Source organism: Kineococcus terrestris (genome assembly GCF_041020755.1).
Taxonomy (GTDB): domain Bacteria; phylum Actinomycetota; class Actinomycetes; order Actinomycetales; family Kineococcaceae; genus Kineococcus; species Kineococcus terrestris.
Genome location: NZ_JBEUEI010000009.1, coordinates 116,156 through 122,615, shown reverse-complemented (window position 1 = coordinate 122,615; position 6,460 = coordinate 116,156). Strand labels below are relative to the sequence as shown.

Genomic DNA, 6,460 nt, shown 5'->3' with positions numbered 1-6,460 from the left:
CCGTGAGTGGTGGTGCACCGGCCGGTGCCGGCTCGGTGCCGCGCGGGCCCTCCGTGGCCCAGCACTGCATCCATCGGCCCCGGCTCAGCGGACCTGAACCACCAGCGGCGAGCCGAACGGGTGAACCGGGCCCTCACCCCGCGCACCCCGGCCCGGGCTCAGGCCGGTTCCAGCGTGCGCGAGAAGGACGGCGCGACCCGGCGCAGCTCGGCGAGCAGAGGAGCGGCCTCGTCGGCGTCGACGTCGCCCAGCACCGGTTCCAGGTCGGGCAGCACGTCGGTCTCGCCCACCTCCACCAGCACCGCTCCGCTGAGCGCCCTGGTACGGGTGTCCCGGTCCGCGTCCACGAGCATCCTGCGCAGCGGGCAGTGACCGGCCAGCCCTCTCTCCCGCAACCGCAGGGACCACACGAGCGCCTCCTCGAAGGGGAGGCTGGACCACTGCCGGCTGACGGCGGCCAGGACGAGCACCGGGGCGCGCTGCCCCCGCCACATCTCCTCGTAGAACGTCGAGGTGGTCTCCGCCGCGCAGTCCTTCAGCTGTCCGACGAACGGGGTCTCCAGGTCGGCCGGCAACTGCTCGACGAGCTGGCGCACCGCACCGGGGACCTGTCCGAGCAACGTGAGGACGTCGCGTGGGTGCTTGTTGGAAGCCCCGCTCGCGACGTGCGGCACGAGGATCGCGGCAGCGTCCTCGACCCGCCCCTGCCGCACCAGGCACTCCACCAGGTGGTCACGGCTGGAGGCGGCCTCGAAGCGCAGGCCCTGGTAGTCGGTGCCGTCCTGCACGCGGCGCAGGAGCGACTCCGCGCGTTCCAGATCACCGGCCGCCAGGGCGATCCGCCCCTCGACGGCGCGGCACACCTCGGGGCCCTCGCCCCAGGCGCGCATCGACACCAGCCACGACGACGCCAGGGCGACGTCGTCGCGGGCCAGGGCGCTGCGCACGGCGGAGTGCGACGCGAGGACCCCCAGCGCCGGTACCGGGCCGAGCTGGCGGACCGTGGAGAACGCCTCCAGCGCACGCTCGTGCTGACCGGCGGCGCAGGCCGAGCGGCCGACGTTCAGCCACAGCTCCACCGGTCCGGGACCGCCGTTGCTCAGCGCCTGCGCCAGCTCACGCTCGGCGAGCTCCACGTTGCGCCGGTGCTTGCCGCGCTCGACGATGCGCGAAGCGGTGTAGCCGTAGTGCCGCAGCTGCACGTGCGGGTTGGCCACCAGTCCGGGACCGGGCCGCAGCGGGACGATCCGCTCGTGCAGCGCGCCTTCCCAGCGGGTCCACCCCCGGCGCAGTACGCGGGGCACCATGGCCCTCCGGACACGGCCCGCGTCGCCCCAGGGACGGGAGGTGATCTCCACGACGCAGCAGTCGACGCCGGTGTCCCGCAGGCTGCGACGCCAGGCTCCCGGGTCTCCCTGCGCCACCTCGTCCGCGTCGACGGCGAGCACCCAGCGGCCGCGGCAGTGCTCCAGCGCACGGTTGCGCGCGGCGCCGAAGTGGTCGTCCCAGTAGCCCTCCACGACGCGGGCGCCGTGCGCTCGAGCCACCGCGACCGTGTCGTCCGAGCTGCCGGTGTCGTACACGACGATCTCGTCGACGAAGGGGCGCACGGCCTCCAGGGACGCTCCGAGGAGCTCCTGCTCGTCCTTGACGATGTAGCAGCCGCTGATGAAGACCGGCTCGACCGACATGACCACCCCCCGCTCGACGGGTTCCGCGCGTCCGGCGGCACCGTTGCTCCTATCGGCGTAGCGGTCGGTGATGTGAAGCGGGCGTCGCGGGCGGTGCGCACCCGACCGCCGGCGGGAGCGGCGCGCGGGCAGGTCAGCTCGACCTCAGGCGGGGGCAGTCGCTAGACAGCCCTCGTGAGCACCACCGACCGCGAGCGCCGCTACCGCGCCTGGACCCACCACAGCGAGCGCGTCGCGACCGTCGTGGCCGCCGTCTGGCTGGCCGCCTACGCGTGGCCGGTCCTCGACCCGTCCCTGCCGCCGGCCGCTAGGACGGCCTGCCTGGTGACCAACCTCGTGACGTGGGTGCTGTTCGGCGCCGACTACCTGGTGCGCCTGGCGCTGGCGCCGCGGCGGGGCCGCTTCTTCGTCACGCACCCGCTGGACCTGCTGCTGCTCCTGCTGCCGGCGCTGCAGCCGCTGCGGCTGCTGCGCCTGGTGATGGTGGTGCGGGTGCTCAACAAGCGCGCGGGGGCGCGGCTGCGGGGGCGGGTCGGCGTGTACGTGGCGGCGGCGACCGCGCTGGTGGGCTTCTGCGCGGCCGTGGCCGTCCTGCAGGCCGAGCGCGGCGCGCCCGGGGCCACCATCACGACGTTCGGCGAGGCCGCGTGGTGGGTCGCGACGACCATCACGACGGTCGGGTACGGCGACTACTCCCCCGTCACCGCCACCGGCCGCGCCGTCGCGGTCGGGCTGATGCTGTCGGGGATCGCGCTCATCGGTGTCGTCACCGGTTCGCTGGCCTCGTGGTTCCTCGACGAGGTCCGCGACACGTCCGGCTCGGCGGCCGACGCCACGCAGGCCGACGTCGCCGCGCTCGCGGAGGAGGTGCGCCGGCTGCGCGCCGAGCTCGCGGCGCGGCCCGGGGACGACGCAGCGCCCCGCCACCAGGGGTGACGGGGCGCTGCGGGGAGGTGCTCAGGCGATCTGCGCGGCGACCGGCTTGGGGGCGCTGAAGGTGCCGAAAGCGGACATCGCCAGGCGGGCGCGGAAGTCGGACTGCGCGCCCACGGCGGCGTAGTAGGACTCCTTGCGCTGCACGCTGGCCGCGGACCCGGTGACGGGGGCGACCATCTCCGGCGCGAGGTGGGTGTTCATGCCGTCGCGCAGCAGCGTCAGCGCCTCGGCGCGCATCTGCGAGACGCGGGACTCGCTGACACCGAGGTGCAGGGCGATCTCCGCCATCGGCTTCTCGTGCAGGAAGTACTCCTCCACCACGAGCTTCAGGCGCTCGGGCAGCGCGGCGATCGCCGAGCGCAGGTAGCCCAGCTTCTCGCGGTGCAGGATCTCCTGCTCCGGGCCGGGGGTGTGGGTGGGCAGGTGGTCGTCGATGGTGCCGCCGTCGGCGGTGAACCCCTGCATCGACAGCACGACGGCGCGCTGCGCCTCGTCGCGCGTCTCGTGCAGCTCCCGCGTGCTGACGCCCAGCGTCGCGGCCAGCTCCTCGTGCGAGGGCTTGCGGCCCAGCTGGGCGGTCAGCTCGTCCTCGGCGGCCGTCAGCTTGCGGCTGCGGCTGCGCAGCCCCCGCGAGGCCCAGTCCTGACCGCGCAGGTCGTCCAGCAGCGCCCCGCGGATGCGGGTGTTCGCGTAGCGGGCGAACGGCACGCCCGTCGTGGGGTCGTACCCGCGCGAGGCCTGCACCAGCGCCATCAGCCCGGCCGAGGTCAGGTCGTCGCGGCTCACGTGCGAGGGCAGCCGGCCGATGAACTCGTTGGTGATGTAGCCGACGATCGGCAGGTGCTGCTCGACGAGCTCGGCGCGCTGCGCGTCGGTGAGCTCCACGGCGGTGAGCTGGGCGGCGGTGGCGGCGTCTGCGGTCACACACCCCTTGTCGGCACGCGCCCGGCGTCACCTTGAGCACCCGGACGGCGGACGCGCGCGAGTGACGGGTGGGACGAGCGGGTGACGACCGCCGGTCCGGCTCAGGTCCGCGCGCAGCCGGACGAGGTGCGGGTCAGGCGAACAGCGCGGACGTGTCCACGTCCGCCAACCACGGCACCGGACCGGCGCCCTCGGCGTAGGTGCGCTCCTCGGTGAGCACGAGCCGCGTCACCGTCCGGGCGTCCGGGTCGATGATCCAGTAACCCGGGACACGCCACTGCGCGTACAGCTCCCGCTTGAGGACCCGGTCCACCGACCGCGTCGACGGTGACTCCACCTCGACCACCAGCAGCACGTCGGAGGGGTCCACGTAGGCGCTCCGCTCGCCGAGCACGGTCGCCTCCACGACCACGACGTCCGGGATGAGCAGGCGGTCCGTGCTCCCCCGTCGCAGCACGTTCGCGCCCGGCAGCGCGCGGTACTGAGCAGGCGTGGCCGCGCGCAGCAGCGCGCACGTCGTGAACACGAGGTCCTGGTGCTGCGGACCGGCCAGGGGCGTCACGTGCAGGCTCCCGTCGACGAGCTCGGTGCGGGGGCCGTCGCCCTCGGGCAGGTCCTCGATGCGCAGCGGAAGGCCCGTGCCGACCTGCACGCTCATCCCGACCACCTCCTCCCGACAGGGTAGTCAGCGACCACCTGCTGACAGCCAGCCTGCACGCCGCAGCCGACACGCCGGTCCGCGAGCCTCCCAGTACGGCGTGTCGTCCGGCTCGTGCAGGCTGGCTGTCAGCTCACAGGTCGTCGATGAACCGCTCGACGTCGTCGGGAGCGCCCGCCACGAGGATCTCGTCGCCGTAGGCGAGGACGGTGCCGGCGTCGGTGTGCCGGTAGCGGGCCTCCTGCGCGGGCTTGACGGACACCACCGTCACCCGCCGCTTGGCACGCAGCCCCGACTGCCCCAGCGGCACCCCGACGAGGTACTGCGGGGGCCGGGTCTTGGCCAGCGCCCACCCCTCGTCGACCTCCAGGTAGTCCAGGGCGCGGCCGGAGACGAGGTGGGCGACGCGCTCGCCCATGTCGTGCTCGGGCAGCACGACGTGGTGGGCGCCGACGCGGCGCAGGATGCGGGCGTGCTGGTCGTCCAGGGCCTTGGCCCAGATGTCCTCCAGGTCCAGGTCCGACAGCAGCGAGGTGACCAGGATGCTGGCGCGCATGTCGGTGCCGATGGCGACGACGGCGCGGCTGTAGTCGGCGACGCCGACCTCGCGCAGCGCGCTGATGTCGGTGGCGTCGGCGACGACGACCTGCTCCAGCTGACCGGCCAGGGACTGCACCAGCTGCGGGTCCTCGTCCACGGCGAGCACCTCGGTGCCGCCGCGGGCCAGCTCCAGGGCCAGGGAGCGGCCGAAGCGGCCCAGGCCGATGACGACGACGGGTTCGTGCCTAGCCAACGATGGTCCTCTCCTCCGGCAGGCGGTGCCGGCGTCCACGCTCGCGCAGCGCGAGCGCCGACGCCAGCGACAGCGGGCCCACGCGGCCCAGGAACATGAGCGCCACCAGCACGAGGTGCGCCGGTTCGGGCAGGTCGGCGGTGATGCCGGTGGACAGCCCCACGGTGGCGAACGCGGAGACGGCCTCGAACAGCACGTCGCCGAAGTCCTCGTGGGAGACGACCAGCAGCGCCAGGGTGGAGCTGGTGACCAGCCCGACGCCCAGCAGCGCCACCGCGAGCGCCTGGCGCTGGTTGGTGGCGGGCACGCGGCGCCGGCCGACCTCGACGTCGGTGTCGCCGCGCACCTCCGCCCACAGCACGTACGCCAGGACGCCGAAGGTGGTGACCTTGATGCCGCCGGCGGTGCCGGCGCTGCCGCCGCCGATGAACATGAGAACGTCGGTGGCGAACAGCGTCTCCGGCCGCAGCGCGGCGATGTCGAGGCTGTTGAACCCGGCGGTGCGGGCCATCGCGGAGGAGAAGAACGCCGTCAGCAGCGCCCCGCCCGGCTGCTCGCCGCCGAGGGTGTCGGGGTTGGTGCGCTCGAACAGGGCGTAGGCGAGGGTGCCCAGCACGAGCAGCGCGACGGTGACGACGACCGTGACGCGCGTCAGGACCGACCAGCTGCGCGGCCGGCGCCAGGAGCGGGCCAGCTCGAACACCACGGGGAAGCCCAGCCCGCCGACGATGACCGCGGCGGCGATCGGCAGGCAGACGAGGGCGTCGGACGCGTACCGCACGAGGTTGTCGGCGTGCAGGCCGAACCCGGCGTTGTTGAACGCGCTGATCGCGTGGAACACGCCGTACCAGGCGGCCCGGCGCCAGCCGAACGCGTACGCGGTGGCGAACCGCAGCGTCAGCACCAGGGCCAGCACGGCCTCGCACGCCAGGCTGAAGGCGACGATCCGCCACACCACCCGGCGCACGTCCCCGGCCGAGAGCGTCTTGGTCTCCGTCTGCGCCAGCAGCCGCGCGCGCAGCCCCAGGCGCCGGGAGACCAGCAGCGCCAGCAGGCTCGCGAGCGTCATGAAGCCCAGCCCGCCGGTCTGGATGAGCACGAGGATCGTCACCTGCCCGGCCACCGACCAGTAGGTGCCGGTGTCCACGGTGACCAGCCCCGTCACGCACACCGCGGACACCGCGGTGAACAGGGCGTCGGTCAGCGGTGCGCGCTCCCCCGCCGTGGTCGCCAGCGGCAGGGACAGCAGCCCGGTGCCGACCGCGGCGGCGGAGGCGAAGCCGAGGACGACGGCGCGGCCGGGACCGCGGACCCCGCCGCCCAGGCGGGGGCGCCGCCGGACGAGCGCGGGGAGGGAGGCTGCGGGCACGAGCGAGCACGATGGCACAGCCCGGCCGACCACGCCGCGTCACCCGCGCCGGGCCGGACGCGCCCGCTCGGGTGGTGCGCGCCCCGGTC

The 6,460-nt window shown here is 74.3% G+C and carries 6 protein-coding genes; 1 reads left to right on the top strand and 5 read right to left on the bottom strand.

The features are described from left to right. Positions 1–158: 158 nt before the first annotated feature. The gene (locus AB8M62_RS07860) at positions 159–1,691 is read right to left on the bottom strand and encodes a tetratricopeptide repeat-containing glycosyltransferase family 2 protein (protein ID WP_369069156.1); all 1,533 of its coding nucleotides are present in this window, start codon (positions 1,689–1,691) and stop codon (positions 159–161) included. Between the two features lie 174 nt (positions 1,692–1,865). Here AB8M62_RS07860 and AB8M62_RS07855 point away from each other — a divergent pair, with 174 nt between their 5' ends. Next, positions 1,866–2,627, top strand: a complete 762-nt coding sequence (locus tag AB8M62_RS07855) for a potassium channel family protein (protein WP_369069155.1) — start codon at positions 1,866–1,868, stop codon at positions 2,625–2,627. A gap of 21 nt (positions 2,628–2,648) precedes the next feature. On the opposite strand, the gene AB8M62_RS07850 is transcribed toward AB8M62_RS07855, so the two are convergent. The 4 genes from AB8M62_RS07850 to AB8M62_RS07835 form a co-directional block, all read right to left on the bottom strand. Next, a complete protein-coding gene (locus AB8M62_RS07850) occupies positions 2,649–3,551 on the bottom strand; it encodes a sigma-70 family RNA polymerase sigma factor (RefSeq protein WP_369069154.1) in 903 nt (300 codons plus the stop codon). Between the two features lie 133 nt (positions 3,552–3,684). Further along, on the bottom strand, positions 3,685–4,209 hold the full coding sequence (locus AB8M62_RS07845; protein ID WP_369069153.1) for a Uma2 family endonuclease: 525 nt from the start codon (positions 4,207–4,209) through the stop codon (positions 3,685–3,687). A gap of 133 nt (positions 4,210–4,342) precedes the next feature. Further along, the gene (locus AB8M62_RS07840; protein WP_369069152.1) at positions 4,343–5,002 is read right to left on the bottom strand and encodes a potassium channel family protein; all 660 of its coding nucleotides are present in this window, start codon (positions 5,000–5,002) and stop codon (positions 4,343–4,345) included. After that, positions 4,995–6,371 carry a TrkH family potassium uptake protein gene (locus tag AB8M62_RS07835; RefSeq protein WP_369069150.1) on the bottom strand — a complete coding sequence of 459 codons (1,377 nt, stop codon included), beginning with the start codon at positions 6,369–6,371 and terminating at the stop codon, positions 4,995–4,997. The genes AB8M62_RS07840 and AB8M62_RS07835 overlap by 8 nt, the downstream gene beginning before the upstream one ends. Positions 6,372–6,460: the final 89 nt, after the last annotated feature.

What these genes read in the sequence shown, in the direction of transcription:
- AB8M62_RS07860 (WP_369069156.1), bottom strand. Translation starts at nt 1,691, where the DNA reads ATGTCGGTCGAGCCGGTCTTCATCAGCGGCTGCTACATCGTCAAGGAC.
- AB8M62_RS07845 (WP_369069153.1), bottom strand. Translation starts at nt 4,209, where the DNA reads ATGAGCGTGCAGGTCGGCACGGGCCTTCCGCTGCGCATCGAGGACCTG.